The sequence below is a fragment of the Chloroflexota bacterium genome (genome assembly GCA_014360905.1).
Taxonomy (GTDB): domain Bacteria; phylum Chloroflexota; class Anaerolineae; order UBA2200; family UBA2200; genus JACIWX01.
In genome coordinates, this window is sequence record JACIWW010000004.1 from 70,677 (window position 1) to 85,390 (window position 14,714).

The 14,714-nt window shown below is 54.0% G+C and carries 11 protein-coding genes; 5 read left to right on the top strand and 6 right to left on the bottom strand.

The annotated features are described in order from the left end of the window. Positions 1-85 precede the first annotated feature (85 nt). The 4 genes from H5T67_02885 to H5T67_02900 all read left to right on the top strand — a co-directional run bounded on the left by H5T67_02885 (position 86) and on the right by H5T67_02900 (position 7,029). Positions 86-3,052, top strand: a complete 2,967-nt coding sequence (locus H5T67_02885) for a beta-galactosidase (GenBank protein ID MBC7244265.1) — start codon at positions 86-88, stop codon at positions 3,050-3,052. A gap of 123 nt (positions 3,053-3,175) precedes the next feature. Continuing rightward, a complete protein-coding gene (locus H5T67_02890) occupies positions 3,176-4,579 on the top strand; it encodes a cellulase family glycosylhydrolase (GenBank protein MBC7244266.1) in 1,404 nt (467 codons plus the stop codon). Positions 4,580-4,729: 150 nt separating this feature from the next. Next, entirely contained in the window at positions 4,730-5,992 is a 1,263-nt protein-coding gene (murA, locus tag H5T67_02895; GenBank protein MBC7244267.1) for a UDP-N-acetylglucosamine 1-carboxyvinyltransferase, read from the top strand. Between the two features lie 32 nt (positions 5,993-6,024). Then, positions 6,025-7,029 (top strand): rod shape-determining protein, encoded by a 1,005-nt coding sequence (locus H5T67_02900; protein ID MBC7244268.1) that lies wholly within the window; start codon positions 6,025-6,027, stop codon positions 7,027-7,029. A 72-nt stretch (positions 7,030-7,101) separates the two neighbouring features. Here H5T67_02900 and H5T67_02905 read toward each other — a convergent pair whose 3' ends face one another. Beyond that, entirely contained in the window at positions 7,102-7,734 is a 633-nt protein-coding gene (locus tag H5T67_02905) for a redox-sensing transcriptional repressor Rex (GenBank protein ID MBC7244269.1), read from the bottom strand. A gap of 217 nt (positions 7,735-7,951) precedes the next feature. Here H5T67_02905 and H5T67_02910 point away from each other — a divergent pair, with 217 nt between their 5' ends. After that, entirely contained in the window at positions 7,952-8,389 is a 438-nt protein-coding gene (locus tag H5T67_02910) for a hypothetical protein (GenBank protein MBC7244270.1), read from the top strand. A 7-nt stretch (positions 8,390-8,396) separates the two neighbouring features. On the opposite strand, the gene H5T67_02915 is transcribed toward H5T67_02910, so the two are convergent. From H5T67_02915 to H5T67_02935, 5 genes are all read right to left on the bottom strand, one after another. Continuing rightward, positions 8,397-9,992, bottom strand: a complete 1,596-nt coding sequence (locus H5T67_02915) for a glycerol-3-phosphate dehydrogenase/oxidase (GenBank protein MBC7244271.1) — start codon at positions 9,990-9,992, stop codon at positions 8,397-8,399. A gap of 85 nt (positions 9,993-10,077) precedes the next feature. After that, positions 10,078-11,679, bottom strand: coding sequence for an FAD-binding oxidoreductase (locus H5T67_02920; GenBank protein ID MBC7244272.1), 1,602 nt, complete (start codon positions 11,677-11,679; stop codon positions 10,078-10,080). Between the two features lie 111 nt (positions 11,680-11,790). Continuing rightward, positions 11,791-12,513 (bottom strand): transaldolase, encoded by a 723-nt coding sequence (locus H5T67_02925; GenBank protein MBC7244273.1) that lies wholly within the window; start codon positions 12,511-12,513, stop codon positions 11,791-11,793. 70 nt (positions 12,514-12,583) lie between these two features. Then, the gene (locus H5T67_02930; GenBank protein MBC7244274.1) at positions 12,584-13,681 is read right to left on the bottom strand and encodes a threonine synthase; all 1,098 of its coding nucleotides are present in this window, start codon (positions 13,679-13,681) and stop codon (positions 12,584-12,586) included. After that, positions 13,678-14,643, bottom strand: coding sequence for an ROK family protein (locus H5T67_02935; GenBank protein ID MBC7244275.1), 966 nt, complete (start codon positions 14,641-14,643; stop codon positions 13,678-13,680). The genes H5T67_02930 and H5T67_02935 overlap by 4 nt, the downstream gene beginning before the upstream one ends. Positions 14,644-14,714 lie beyond the last annotated feature (71 nt).

Genomic DNA, 14,714 nt, shown 5'->3' on the forward strand with positions numbered 1-14,714 from the left:
GGGATGCCGTTTCGTGCGCATCTTAGCTCCGGTATTATGTAATATACTGATTGATCCACACAACTACCAATCAGGAAAGGACACGATGAAGGATACCATTCTTCGCCAGCTTCTCAGACGGATCGTACATGATTCACGGGCCGAGAATACTGCATATATCTTTTCGGTGATTCTCTTGGTGGTCAGCCTATGGCTGCCTCCTTTCTCTGTGGGGAATCGCATCTTTCACTATGATTATCCGGTGATTTCGAAAATGGGTGGTGCTTTGACTGCATCCGATGGGGCCCAGATTTTGATCCCTGCAGGAGCGCTAACTAGGCAACTCCGTTTGAAAATGACAGTTCTATCTGCGCTCGAGTTCATTTCTGGTGCCAAAGATAGAGCGTTGCGTGCAGCAGTAGAAGCCCTGTCTGCGGAGCCAATTACTCTGCGTAGTGATGTCTACCGCTTTCAGGCGTATGGCCCCTCTCCAGAGGAAGCCATCCTGACTTTGCCTTTGCCACAGGATTTATCTCCTAATGACGCAGATGTCTATGCCTGGGATGGGCAGCGGTGGATATGGGTGCCGGCGCATGTGATACCAGAGGACGGTGTGATCGAAGCACATCTCGATTCCATCTCAAGCCTGGTAGCGGTAGCCCAGGTACAGCCCATGAGACCCGCCATAGCCACGGTACTGGCTGCTGAAAATCGCGTACCTGAAAGGGCAGCGGGCCTTTTGACCGAGATCAACCAAGCAGGATTTTACGTCAGCGGCGATGGTTCTGTTTACGATGTATTAACTGCAAGCCGGCCTAGTATGCAAGGCTACCTGGTTATGCCCGTTGTCAGCAATCGCAAGGATGGCGTGGTCCAGCCACAAGTGCTGACCAATATCCTCCTCAATTCCGAGGCACGCAGCAAGAACATCGCTGCGCTTACCGCCCTGGCGGTAGAAGGGATGTACACGGGCGTGCAGTTGGATTACCAGGGACTCGATCCTACTTTGCGTGAAGAATATGTTTCCTTTGTGCAAGAGTTAGCGGATGCTTTACACAAGGAGGGCAAAATCCTTTCCATCCGCGTGGCACAGGCCAGACAGGTAGCAGAGGATTGTTGGGAGACGGGTGCTTATGATTGGCGAGCATTGGGCCAACTGGTGGATGTTCTGGTCATCCCAGCGCTGGAATCTCCAACAGCCTGGGCTTCAGGTGGCCAAATGGAGGCGCTTCTCCGCTGGGCTGTGGGCGAAGTGAACCGCACTAAGCTACAAATTGCCCTGTCTGTGTCTTGTTGCCAGATCGTGGGTGAAGTGGCTACCAGAATTTCTTACGCACAAGCCTTGTCCGAGCTTGCTCAGGTGGCAGTCGAGGGTGACAAAGAACTGGTAAGCGGTGGCGAGAATGTGGTTTTGGTGCTACCTGTGTTACAGCAATCTGGTGGATTGCAGTACGATCAACAAGCAGATGAATATTGGTTTACCTACGAGGATGAGCAAGGTAGAAGTTGCCAGATTTGGTTGGAGAATGCAGCCAGTATGGATCGTAAGCTGCAGTTAATTGCTGACTACAACGTGCGTGGCTTGATCTTCGAAGATTTGCTGAACACACAGAATGATCAGCGCATATGGGATTTGGTAGCGCATTTTAAGGAATTGCACATCCCGTCCATGGAGAGCGATTTCACCGTTGTTTGGACGGTAAAGGATCCCGCGGGTGGGGAATCCAGCCTTGAGAGCTCTCTGTTGGAGGGGCAAGGGGAAGGGCCTTCTAGCGAGAGCAGCAAAGTGGCAAGCCAAGGGCTTACTGGTTCGAGTTACGTCTGGGAAGCCCCTGCGACACCGGGCAGTTATTTCATCGCGGCGGCTATTTCCGACGATGGCGGACGCACAACAAACGTGCGTAGCAATGACATTAGCCTGCTGGTTCCCAGCCCAACTCCTACACCTACACCAACTCCCACGCCTGCGCCAACGCCTACACCTACACCGAAACCAACGTCGAAGCCACAGGCAGTCTCAGCTGCTCCGAGTCGCGGGCCAGGCTTTGACTATGGCATCCAGGGGGATGCGATTACCGATGCAGATCATGGTCGGCTTTTTGGGCTGATCCATCAATTAGGCTTTCGTTGGTACAAGCAGCAAGTGGAGTGGTTCCGCTACAATCCTGCACCCGGACAATATGATTGGGGAGCGCTGGATCGTATCGTGGACAGTGCGAATGCTGCGGGCATCAAGTTGCTATTCAGCGTGGTCAAGGCCCCAAAATGGGCTCGCCCGCCTGAAGATACCGATGAAGGCCCACCGGCTGATCCAAATACTTTTGGGACTTTCCTACGCGAAATGGCAGCTCGCTACAAAGGGCGCGTGCAAGCCTATGAAATCTGGAACGAACAAAACCTGTATTACGAATGGGGTGGCTTGGGGGGTAAGCTCAATGCGCGGAAGTACGTCGAGCTTTTGAAGGTGGCGTACCAGGCTATCAAGTCTGTGGATCCTAATGCCACTGTAGTGTCAGGGGCACTTACGCCAACGGGCTACAATGATGGGAACATTGCCATTGATGACCGCATCTATTTGGAGCAGATGTATCAAGCGGGCTTAAAGAACTACTGCGATGCGATAGGTGCACATCCCAGTGGTTACAACAACCCGCCAGATGTTAGGTGGGAGACCTATCAAGACCCAACCGCTACCTTTAATGCCAAGGGGCATCCCAGTTGGTTCTTCCGGGGTACGATGGAGAGCTATCGGAATATCATGTTGAAATACGGCGATGGCGCAAAACGGATCTGGCCTACAGAATTTGGCTGGGCTTCTGTGGAGGGCTTGGGCGTGCGGCCCGCTACCGGTTATGAATACGCTGCGGACAACACAGAGATGGAGCAGGCACAGTTCATCGTTCAGGCCTATCAACTGGCTAAGAGCTGGGGCTGGGTGGGACCCATGTTCCTGTGGAACCTCAACTTTGGCCCCATTTGTGGGCCTCAGAATGAAAAGTCCGCTTTCGGGATTATCCGACCGGATTGGAGCATGCGTCCGGCATTTGCTGCTTTGGTCAATATGCCCAAATAGTGCGTCTGCATCAGCAACTTCGCAACCTGGCTGCAAAGACAGGTCGCAGAGCACGGGAGTTCCCCGTGCTCTGTTTGTGCTCGGCCTATAAGTGAACGGTAAAATACGTGAAGGAGCATTTTTGTGACTGAGACAAGACCAACTGGCTTGCTTCCAAACCAAAGCAAAGGATCGGTAATTTTATGGCTTGCGCTTGCCATGGTGATCATTGGAGTGATAGGACTGATCTGGCTGCTGTTCTTCAACCAACCTGCCACGCCCTCCGTTCCCGTTGCTACCCGTACGCCACGCCCAACGTTTACCAGCGTGGCACAGGTAACTCAACCCACTTTGCTGCCAGCAACTGCTGCGCCTGCATCGCCTACTGCAACACCGATGCAACCAACGGTAATACCTGCGTTGCCGACCATTACTCCTGTGCCACCGACGGCGACATCAGCGGGACCAACCCCAATACCTACGGCCACCCCCTTGCCCCCAGTTCCACCGCCAAAGCCCATGCGCATGAACTCCCCCGAATATGGCATGCAGGCTTTCTTGTGGTGGCGCCCGGAGGTTGCCAGCCGGGATATGGGCATGATCAAGGAAGCCGGCTTTACCTGGGTCAAGCAGAATATTGGCTGGCGCGATGTGGAGGGAGCAGCCAAAGGCGTGTTCGATTGGAGCCGAGTGGATTGGATCGTGTATGAGTGTAACAAGCTCGGGTTGGACCTCCTGGTACGCATAGACCATCAACCTCAATGGGCTGGAGGCAATTTTCCAACCAATGGCCCACCCAATAATTATGCTGATTTGGGTGATTTTCTGTACACAATGGCCAGCCGATACAAAGGGCGTATTCGCGCCTACGAGATCTGGAATGAGCCCAATCTGGCCCGTGAGTGGGGCGGCCGTCCTCCTAATGCAGCGCAGTACGTGCGGTTGTTGCGGGAAGCATTTCGGCGCATCAAGCAAGCGGATCCGACTGCGATGGTGATTAGCGCGGGACTGACACCAACAGGAACCTACTCTCCTGAAGCCACACCTGACGATGTCTATCTGGAGCAGATGTACCAGGCGATGGGAGGCAACAGCGATGGCTACTTTGATGTGTTGGGAGTCCATGCTGCGGGCTATAAGGCACCACCGGAGTTAAGTCCTGACGAGGCTGCACAGAACCCTTACTATGGCGGTCAACGCTTCTTCTGTTTTCGACGGGTTGAAGATCTCCGCCGCATCATGGAGAAGTACGGCGATGCCGACAAACAAGTTGCTGTGCTTGAATTTGGTTGGACGAGTGACCCAATTCACCCTGACTATTCGTGGCATGCTGTCGATGAGGAGACGAAAGCAGATTATTTTGTGCGGGCATATAAATGGGCAAAGGAGAATTGGTCGCCCTGGATAGGATTGATGAGCCTCATCTACATCGCTGACCCGGATTGGACGCCAGACGACGAACAATATTGGTGGGCCATCTCTGAGCCTGGCTACCCAGAGTTTCGTCCACGTCCTGCGTACGTTAAGCTGAAAGCAATGCCGAAGTAGTTAGGACTCTTTACGTGGTGATCACGAGGCGAGTTTACACTTTCTTTGACAATAGAGGTCATCTGCGATATACTCATAGCTGGTGAAGTCCATTTGCACAGGAATGTCTTTCAACTAATTAGCTGACAATGTTGACAGCGTGGTGAGGGAATGCGTATCGTAGTAGAGGGTGGTCATAAGTTAGAAGGCGAGGTATCCATTTCTGGTGCTAAGAACGCCGCTTTGCCCATTTTGGCAGCGACGTTGCTCACTCCCGATGAGTGTCTGCTGGAAAACTTGCCGGATATCGAAGATATCCGCACCATGATCGCATTGTTGCGCAGCCTGGGAGCTAATGTCAGGGTGGAGAGTGCCCACAGTGTGGCAGTCAAGACAGGGAATTTGACGCAGTCTTCTGTTCCGCCCGATCTGGCCACCAAGATGCGAGCCAGCTTCCTCATTGTGGGTGCACTGCTGGGACGTCTAGGACAGGCTGAGGCACCTCATCCCGGTGGCTGTGCCATTGGTACCCGACCTGTTGGTGTTGACTTAAAGGGTTTTCAGGCGATGGGCACCAAGGTGGACCGTCTGAATGGCAATTATGCTCTGCGCGTACGTAAGTTGACTGGCGAGAGGATTTCTCTGGACTACCCCAGTCACACGGGTACAGAGAACCTCATGCTGGCTGCATGCCTGGCAGACGGCACTACCATTATCGAGAATGCCTCTGTCGAGCCAGAAGTTGTTGACCTGGCTAGCTTTCTCAATGCGATGGGTGCGCGCATCTACGGTGCTGGTACGGGCATTATCCAAATCGAGGGTGTGCGTAGATTGCACGGTGCTGTTTATCGCGTGATGCCAGATCGTCTGGAAGCAGGGACTTTTGCCATTGCTGCCGCGATAACGAAGGGAGACGTAACCATCCAAGGGCGTGTTGCGCGATATTTGGGCGCTTTGAGCAGCAAACTCACCGAAGCAGGCATATTGGTAACTGCGGAAAAGGAAATATACCGAGTAAAGGGCCGCGAGCGCCTTTCCGCTATTGATATACAGACCTTCCCTTATCCAGGCTTTCCGACCGACTTGCAGGCTCCTACAGGCGCTTTGTTGACACAGGCGCATGGCGAGAGTTCAATCCATGAGACAATGTACGATGGCCGCTTACTGTATGCGGGTGAATTGCAGAAAATGGGTGCCGATATCAAAGTGGAAGGACAAACCGCCTTGATCAGAGGGCCAAGCAAGCTGCGAGGTTGTGAAGTAAGGGCATTAGACATCCGTTCGGGTGCTGCGGTGATCTTGGCCGCTCTTGTCGCAGAGGGGAAGACTGTGGTTTCGAACATGGGCTATGTAGACCGTGGCTATGAGGGAATTGACCAGAAACTGAATTCACTAGGAGCCAGGATTCAGAGGGTTGCAGAAGCTGGCCAATAGGTTTTTGCACTGATAGAGCAATAGGAGGTTGAATGCTCACAAAGCAGATAGGCATTGATCTTGGTACAGTAAATGTGTTGGTATTTGTGCGCGGCAAAGGCATTGTGCTGCGTGAGCCTTCTGTAGTCGCCGTTTCTACCAATGACAGCCGTATTGTGGCTGTGGGTGAAGAGGCTCGCCTGATGCTTGGACGTACACCAGAAACGATTGAAGTGATACGTCCCATGCGCGGGGGCGTCATCGCTGACTACGTCGTCACGGAAGCCATGCTCCGCTATTTCATTGCCAGGGTTTGTGGGCGTTTTCGTCTGCTCCGTCCAGAGGTAATGATTAGCGTGCCAGTGGGGGTTACGAGCGTGGAAAGCCGTGCGGTGAAGGATGCGGCTATCCAGGCAGGAGCCAAAACTGCTTATCTGATTCCAGAACCACTGGCTGCTGCTCTTGGTGCTGATATGCCGGTTCATACTCCAACGGGCAACATGGTCGTGAATATCGGTGGAGGCATTAGTGAAGCAGCTGTTATATCAGTCAATGGGATTGTCGTTGCGAACTCTGTTCGCGTCGGTGGTATTAAGATTGACGAAGCCATTGCAACTTATATACGACGCAAGTATAATTTGTTGGTCGGAGATCAAACTGCCGAGGAGATCAAGATTCGCATAGGCAGCGCGTTGCCCCTCGATGAGAAATTGAAAATGGAGATACGTGGTCGGGACCAGGTGACCGGTTTGCCTAAGACGATTACCATCAGCTCTGCTGAGATCACGGAAGCCATAGTCGAACCTCTGGCTGCTATCGCTGCCAGTGTGAAGGCAGTCCTAGAAAAAACCCCGCCTGAACTGGCTTCGGATATTATTGATCGCGGTATCGTTATGACTGGTGGAGGCGCATTGCTGCGTAACGTGGATCGTTTCTTGACTAAGGAGACTGGGGTGCCTTGTCACGTGGCAGAAGATCCATTGGCATGTGTAGCGATAGGTGCTGGGAAAGCTCTGGAACGGTACAATATATTGAAACGCAGTTTGCCTGCATTGTAGATTCTGTCAGCACCCGTTGGGCCGGTGAAGCAGATATAGGGCTTGTGTACGTGCATCCTTGCATGTAGGGAGTTACATCTGTTCGAGGTTAAGATAATAGGTCATGCTCTGTAGGCCGATGACCGGGTCTATGTAATGTACTTGCACGCTAGGTGGCAGACGCAAAGGGATGGGGGCATAGCTCAAGATAGCCTTGATGCCGGCATTGACTAGAGCGTCAGCGACGCCTTGAGCTTCGCTGGCTGGTACAGCAATGATGGCAATGCGTATCCCCTGCTCCTGAATTACTTCGTGCAGCTTGGTAACATCGAGGACTTTCAATCTCCCAATCTGACGCCCGATTTTCTGCTTATCCTTGTCTAGGACAGCCGTGATTTCAAAACCACCTTCTTCAAAGCCGCTGTAGCGCATGATGGCTCGTCCGAGATCACCAGCACCGATCAAGGCTACCTTCCAGCGTTGGCTTACTTGCAAAATTTGCCGTAGTTGTTCCTGCAGGTGTTGGACACTGTACCCAGTCCCTTGTTTGCCAAACTCGCCGAAATAGGACAGGTCTTTGCGTATCTGGGTGGAACTGATACCCAGCCTCTCTCCCATCTCTTGCGATGATGTCACAGTTTGTCCTTGTTCAGCCATCAAGTTCAGCGTGCGTAGATACAAGGGTAAGCGTCTGATAACAATCTCCGGGATTTCCAAGGGATTCATCGGTGCCTCCTGGAGCGTGATACATCTTCTCTAGTAGGGGTCTGTAGTATTATATATTTTAGCACAAATCTGGCATTTGCCCAAAATTAGGCGAGCTTCGCTAAATATGTTGCTTGTATCAAATGTGTTTGCTTCGTTCTGAGCTCTGACCGATGTACGGGAATGTTTACAAGGAATTGCCGCGGGATCAGTAGCAGCGCATGAGGAGGTGATGGGCATGCCATTCAATTGCAGGGAGCATTTCATACGCCTGGTGGTGGGGGCCGCAATGCTCTGTATTTTGGTCAGTTGTAGCTCTACGGACCTACCTCCTGAAGGCAAAGACGCGCTAGATGAAGCCATTGCTCGACTGGCTGGTACGAAGGTAAGCTACAACATCGTATCTGCTCAAAAAGCACCGGGAACACCAGGAGAACAGGTCGTTGTCCCCCAGCAGTCATCCAATACTGGAATCTTCGCCTGTCCACCTGATTCCGGCGATCGAGAAACCTGGTGCGTGGTGATTGGTCAGGAGGTTACAGACAAGATAGGACGCCATTACTCCCACTTCTTGCTCAGAAGACTGGGCAATTCCTGGTATGTGGAGGAACTGACCGAGGCAGAGGCGCGCCGTTTTGAGTACGTTGGCTGCAGCAACTGGAATGCCCAGCGTTAAAAACCGATTACGTGCCGAACTTCATGTCAGGCGGGCTGTATGCTCGTGTCCAGATATCAGCATATGCAGCAACTTCTGCTTCCCACCGTTCATCGCCCCAAGCTAATTCTGGCTGGACGATGGCGCGAATGCGCTCCATAAGAGGCAGCGCACCGTGTGGCAAAAGCAGACCAATGCGCACCCGTCGCAGTAGTAGATCATCCAGATGGACCACTCCTTCATGGCGCGCTGCCCAGCGCAGCTCGGCCCATAGCGTATCTGTTTCTGGGATAATATCCAACTCATCGGGTTTAGCTGCTGCTACAAGTGCCGCAGCATGCATACCATAGCGCCCTAAAAGGCGTTGGCGTGCATACGTGTCCAGCTTTGTGGAGCCATTTAGGTCGGGTGGCACCGGATCAAACATGGGAGCATGGCCATCGGGATTGGGCATCGCGGACCAGACACGTTGCGCTGTGCGCAGTGCGTCCAATGCCATCGGACGGAAGGTGGTCAGCTTACCCCCAGTGATCGTAACCAGCCCATTCTCCTCTAAGACAATGTGGGCACGCGATTCTTTGTGTGGATCCACCCCTTTTCCCGAGGCAACGATAGGGCGTACCCCAGAGAAGGTCGCCATGATATCCTTTGTCTGCAGACGCAAAGACGGGAATTTGGCTTCCAATGCCTCCATAATGTATTCGATCTCGTTGGATTCCACACGGGGTTCTTCGTCAAGCGGCTGCCTGTGATCCAGATCTGTGGTCCCGGCAAGTGCAGCTCCCTCCCAGGGGAGGACGAATACAGGGCGCTTGTCGCGAGGATGAACGAGGGTGATCGCCTGTGCCACAGGCAGGCGCCAGGCAGGAAAAAGGAGATGGCTGCCACGCGAGGGGCGAATGCGCGGTTGTCCACCCACCTGAGTGCGTAACTGGTCGGCCCAGGCACCTGTCGCACTGATTACCACTCGCGCCTCTAGCTCCAGCGTGCGTTCAGTCAGCCTGTCACGCACCACCACTCCCCTCACTTTTCCGTCATGTCCTAAAAGCAAGTGTTCTGCTGCGGCATAATTCAGAGCGACACCCCCAGCATCTACTGCTTCAAGGATAAGTCGCAATACAAGCCGTGCGTCATCCGTCACGGCGTCGAAGTAACGGTATCCACCCTTGAGCCTTTCTCGATTGATATGGGGCGCAAGCATGAGAAAATCATCGCCTTTGTAATAGCGATGCGCCCATTTGTGCCCAAACAAATCGTATGCTGCCAGCCCGATAGCTGCAGTGCTGTGGCTTGGGGACTCTCCTCGATAGATCCCAAACAGAAAACCTAGGGGATTAATCAGCCCTGGAGCCTGGTTCATCAGCCATTCTCGCTCCCGCACGGCTTGGCGTGTTACGCTATACTGTCCCTGCGCCAGATAGCGGAGACCACCGTGAACCAGTTTGGTCGAACGGCTGGAAGTGCCCCAGGCGAAATCATTCTTCTCAATAAGCAGCGTGCGCAGGTGCAGATGTGTTGCCTGGCGTAGAATACCTGCACCTGTGATACCGCCCCCAATAACGATGAGATCCCAGGGCTGATCGAGTTGGGACCAGACATCGTTGCGCCAATCACCTTGCCACATTGTTATGCTCCTAAAAATGGATTCAGGTACGGGATGCCCAAAAACGTGCTACAGCGCAGCCAGCATCCCCATCATTCCTATGCTTCTATTGCTCAATCAGTTTCTTAGGGTTCATGATACCATCTGGGTCAAAGCATTGGCATAGAGCGTGCAATGCCGTCATGCCCAATGCGCCCTTCTCCGCAGCAAGATAGGGCAAATGGTCAGTGCCGATGCCATGCTGATGAGTGATCGTTCCACCGGCCGCTACAATCGCTTTGCTGGCCGCTGTTTTCAAAACTTGCCAGCGGCGCAATGTTTCCTCAGGGTCACCACTCTCAGGGATGCGGTAGAGATAGGTGGTATAGACATTAGAGCCCCATGGATAGGTGTGAGAGAGATGGCTAAACACAAGCACTCGCTCTCCAACATCCTGCAATCCATTGCGCAGAGCTTGTTCAATCACCTCAACCATGTGGGTGATGTTGCTCCATTGCGTGGCAGTTTCCAAGGTATCGAGGGCGTAGCCCATCTCCCATAGGGTATTGCGCAAATACGGTGTGCGGAACCTGCTCTTGCGCCACTGATTGCCAAAGAGCTGTCCGAGGTGCATACCGCGGTATTTCCTGGCCACGGCCAGTGCTTCCTCGCGGCCGAGCCGCACTGACGTGGTGCTTCCTGTGATGCCTATGATGAGCATACAGCGCTGCTCACCAACTCCGCGCAGCCGCAGCAACTCCTTGAGCAGGCGAATAACTCGTTCGTGACCAGCTAGTGCGAGCGTTGTTTCGGTCTCAAGGGGTGTGCTCAAGCGCAGCATGGATAGCGGAAGCCGCGCTTGCATCATCTCACGCACTGCTTCCTGACCCTGCCCAAAGTCTGGGAAAAAGACTGCGCGAAATTCTTCACACTCCGGTAACTTCCTGACGCGTACGGTTGCTTCGGTAAGGATGCCCAATCGTCCTTCAGAGCCAAGCACAATCTCACGCAAATCTGGCCCAGCTGCCGAGGCAGGGAATGGAGGCAAGATCATGGTGCCAGCAGGGGCTTCTAGTCGTCCTCCAGCGAACATCGCCTCTATCCGGCCATAGCCCAGTGATTGCTGGCCATTCGAACGGGTGACGATCCAGCCGCCAAGACTGGACAGTTCGAAGGACTGTGGAAAATGCCCCAGAGTAAAGCCGCGTGCTCGAAGCTGTGCCTCTAAATCAGGGCCGAAAACGCCTGCTCCAAAAGTAGCTAGGTGGCTGATCTCGTCGAAATGCAGCAATCGGTTCATTCTGCCCAAATCCACAGTCAGTACTGGCGCGTCTCCAGGTAAGACATTGATATGCCCAACCACGCTGGTTCCCCCACCGTAGGGAATCAGATGGGCTCCAACGCGGGACGCGTAGGCGAGTAGCTCTCTGACTTGATCATTCGTGGTGGGATAAGCCACTCCGTCGGGAAAGGCTGGAATACGCCCACTGCGCAGGGCAATCCAATCCGGCAGGCTCTGGCCACGAGCATGGTATACACGCTCGAGCGGGTCTGTGTTCACTAGGGGATGGGGTGGCAGGCGGGAGTCAGGTACTGAGGCAATTACCTTATCTAAAGTAGCATCACGAGGTGGTGAAGCTGGCCCAATCCTTTCTTGCAAGAAAGGTACTGCTGAATCCGGCAAGGGATAGACAAACGTCTCATCGCCCCATCCATTCCATCGTCTCATACGGGTTACCTCCTTTGGCAGCCTTGCTCCTTTGCTAAATTATAATGTTCAAGCCCGTCTTGACCGCGGACGGGTATGCGAGGCTTTTGTTTTTGTTCCTGCTAAACTGACTTACTGGGATGACATGGCCCGTGCAAATTCAGCGACGGCCTCATCAGAGAGCGGGTCATGGCCCATCGCCAAGAGCACGGCCAGTGGCACGGATATATGATGGGCTCCAGCCAGCAGCGTTTTGACTGCTTCTTCTGGCGATTTGATGCTGGCTGCCAAAACCTCCGTGCCCCGATCGACAGCCTTGCAGATGCGCACCAGTTCCTTGACAAAAGCCAAGCCATCGCCGCGCAAGCGTGTGGTCCGATTCACGTAGGGCAGCAGATATGTCGCGCCAGCTTCGCAGGCCAGGTAGGCCTGTGCCGGGCTAAACAGCGCTGTAACTGCTACAGCGACTCCCCGATCTGAGAACTCGGCTACAAGGGCCATGTTCTCGGTGGAAGCGGGGATTTTGAGCCCTATTCGACCTAGATGCGGGGGGAGATCCTGATCATCCATTGAGTTATCCACCCATTTGGCAAAGTGCTTGTCGTTTTCTTTCTGGAATTCGTCGTTTAGACGGAGAATCTGCTCAGCCTCTGCTCGCCGCTCCGAAACGGTTGGTGCGGTCAGTTGATAAAATACGTTTCCCGAACAGATATGGCACAATTCGCGGAGAACTTCCGTTGTCGGGCGCTTTACTTTAGCCAAGAGCGCCGGGTTTGTGGTGATGCCGCGGACAAAGCCCAGGCTCATTGCCTGACGCGCTTCATCCGGAATCGCAGAGTCGAGATAGATGCTCAAGAGCACCTCCTATGGAACGCTAAAATAATATATATGCACATTGCGAATGTTGCATTTTGCTCGATAGCCATTAAATGCTCTTCAAACCATGCCCAGTTAGGGGCAGTACTGTCAGTTCCTGCGCACGGAAGCGCTGACGTAACCGCAACAGAGCAGCAAAAGGCACAGCAGCCGTCGGTTCTACATACAGACCACGCCTAGCCAAAGCTTCTCTTGCGGCAAGGATCTCCTCGTCATTCACAGTCAACACAGCCCCACCGGATTCGCGCACAGCCCTCAATACATACCTACCCCAAGCTGGTCGGGTGACCGAGATGCCCTCTGCTATCGTCTTGTCAGGTTGTACCTCTTGAGTATCCTCCCATCCATTCTGCCAGGCTGTAAACACAGGAGCACAAGCCTGCGCCTGCACGGCAAAGAAACGCGGCATGGTGTGCAGGGCTCCTGCCTCCTGCATTCTCTTCACTGCCATGTAGGTGGAAGCAATCAGCGAGCCATGTCCTACGGGGAGGAGCAGATTGTCGGGCATGCGCCCACCCAACTGCTCAAACAACTCGTAGCCCATGGTCACCACGCCCTCGAGGAACATGGGGTGATATGCATGGCTAGCGTAGTACGCTCCGGCGCTGACCGCCTGTAAAACCGCCTCCGTTGCGCGTGGACGAGGCCCCTCTATAGGGACGAATTCTGCCCCATAAACCTCGATCTGAGCACGTTTTGCGGTTGAGGTATGTGCTGGGGCAAAGATGCGCACTCGCAACCCCGCTCGCGCGCCATAGGCTGCTAATGACGCTCCAGCGTTGCCGGATGAATCATCCACGACATCGCGAATACCCCACGCGCGCAGGAAGCTGACCAACAGAGAGCTACCCCGATCCTTGAACGAACCGGTGGGGGACAAAAACTCTAGCTTATACCCCACATGTAGGCCATCCCACTCCTCTAGTAACAGTGGGGTATTGCCTTCGCCCATGCTCACTGGTTCAGCATTGGGGGCCATAGAGGGAAGGAGTTCGCGATAGCGCCATACCCCTGTTTCTTGTGGGCGGACAGCCGCAAGGCGGAACTCAGGGACGTCTTCTACGAAAAGCGGCTGACCACACGGACAACGCCAGCGCGTCGTTGGCCAGGTTTCTCTGTATCCGCACACAGCACAGTAAAAGTTCATGCGGCTCCTACGTCCGCTAGCACCAACGCTAGCGCACCGATCAAACCTGCATCATCTCCGAGTGCAGCAGGGACAATGCGAATATCACGCTGTGCTGCAGCGATAACCCGTTCCGCGATGACAGCACGCATTGGCGCAAAAAGCAGCTCGCCAGCCTTGCTCACACCACCTCCTACGATGATACACTCTGGATCGAAGGCATGGATAAAGGAAACCAGCCCGATACCCAGGTAGAAGGCAGCGCGTTGCATGACTTGCAGAGCCAGCGCATCTCCCTTTTGAGCAGCCTCGACCACTTCTTTAGCGGTGATGCGCGCGGTCTCATCCCTGACCATTTCCCATAGCAGCGAGGATTCGCCTTCTTGCAACAATTGCATCGCATGACGGGCAATCGCCGGCCCCGATGCTAATGCTTCCAGACAGCCAATATTTCCGCAGTTGCACCGTGGTCCATTGGGCTCCACGATGATATGCCCCAATTCTGTTGCCCAGCCATGAGCTCCTAGCAACAGACGTCTGTCCTCAATGACCCCGGCTCCGATCCCTGTGCTAATGGTCAGATAGATAAGAAAATTTGTCCCCTGACCTGCGCCAAAGCGATGCTCCGCCAAGGCGGCGAGCTTGGCATCATTGCCCACATAGATAGGTACATGCAACTCCTGTGCCAGCATGTCACGAAGTGGCCAGTTCTCGAAACCGGGCAAATTGGCTGCTTTGGCGATCACACCGGTGCAGGGATTCACCGCGCCCGCCGTGGCAACTCCGATACCCAGAACCTGGCTACGCTCAACTTCTTGCAGCGCTTGGCCAATGCAATCCACCAGACGGGACATGACACGGTGGGCTCCTTCGTGAGCCTGGGTCAGAGTGCTGACGCGTTTGAGCACTGTACCCTTTTCGTCAGCCAAAACGGCACGTATCTGGGTCCCACCTAGATCCACGCCCACGACGAATCTTCTCATAAGAGCTCCCTTGCACCGAAGTGACATCAAGTATACTGTCATCCTGAGCGTCCGGCAAATGTCGCTCATTG

Excerpts from the sequence above, each read along its gene's own strand:
- H5T67_02910 (MBC7244270.1), top strand. The coding sequence starts at position 7,952 with ATGCCATTCAATTGCAGGGAGCATTTCATACGCCTGGTGGTGGGGGCC.
- H5T67_02935 (MBC7244275.1), bottom strand. The coding sequence starts at position 14,643 with ATGAGAAGATTCGTCGTGGGCGTGGATCTAGGTGGGACCCAGATACGT.
- H5T67_02920 (MBC7244272.1), bottom strand. The coding sequence starts at position 11,679 with ATGAGACGATGGAATGGATGGGGCGATGAGACGTTTGTCTATCCCTTG.
- H5T67_02930 (MBC7244274.1), bottom strand. The coding sequence starts at position 13,681 with ATGAACTTTTACTGTGCTGTGTGCGGATACAGAGAAACCTGGCCAACG.
- H5T67_02905 (MBC7244269.1), bottom strand. The coding sequence starts at position 7,734 with ATGAATCCCTTGGAAATCCCGGAGATTGTTATCAGACGCTTACCCTTG.
- murA (MBC7244267.1), top strand. The coding sequence starts at position 4,730 with ATGCGTATCGTAGTAGAGGGTGGTCATAAGTTAGAAGGCGAGGTATCC.
- H5T67_02900 (MBC7244268.1), top strand. The coding sequence starts at position 6,025 with ATGCTCACAAAGCAGATAGGCATTGATCTTGGTACAGTAAATGTGTTG.
- H5T67_02885 (MBC7244265.1), top strand. The coding sequence starts at position 86 with ATGAAGGATACCATTCTTCGCCAGCTTCTCAGACGGATCGTACATGAT.
- H5T67_02915 (MBC7244271.1), bottom strand. The coding sequence starts at position 9,992 with ATGTGGCAAGGTGATTGGCGCAACGATGTCTGGTCCCAACTCGATCAG.